This is a genomic window from Agrococcus sp. HG114 (genome assembly GCF_024723325.1).
In the GTDB taxonomy this organism is placed as follows: Bacteria; Actinomycetota; Actinomycetes; order Actinomycetales; family Microbacteriaceae; genus Agrococcus.
Map to the genome: position 1 here is coordinate 1 of NZ_JANQCH010000284.1, position 433 is coordinate 433.

Below are 433 nucleotides of genomic sequence, written 5' to 3' on the forward strand. Positions count from 1 at the left end.
GAGATATATCTGTGCTACATCCCCACCCTCTCACCCATTATAATCCTCAATAATCGCTATCGTTTTATTCGCTACTTCACTCCCAAGTGAGGCATATAGTTTTTTGTCGCCGATTATATAGAATTCTTCTTTTGCTCGGGGGGCTGCGACGTTCATCATGTTGGAGTCAGAGACAGCCCATCTTGCTGTGCCGCTGCTGTTGGTGTCGGCTCCGAGGACGAAGTAGACGATTTTTGCTTCCTTTCCTTGGAAGGTGTGGACGGTTCCGATGTTTGTTGTTTTGCCATTTTCCCGTTGTGTGAAGCCAATTTTATCTAAGACTTGGGCGAGTTTATAAGCGACATTTCTAAATGGGGAGATCACATAGATGTCGTCCCTTAAGTCTGGGTTTTCCTGCAGGCGCTTTTCAATCAGGCTTTTCAACAGGTCGGCT

Annotated in this window: 1 protein-coding gene; it reads right to left on the reverse strand. The window is 46.2% G+C overall.

The window, feature by feature from the left end; translation table 11 throughout:
* Nucleotides 1–30: 30 nt before the first annotated feature.
* Nucleotides 31–433: AAA domain-containing protein (locus NWP09_RS13260; protein WP_258275942.1), on the reverse strand; the 403-nt coding region annotated here is incomplete at its 5' end.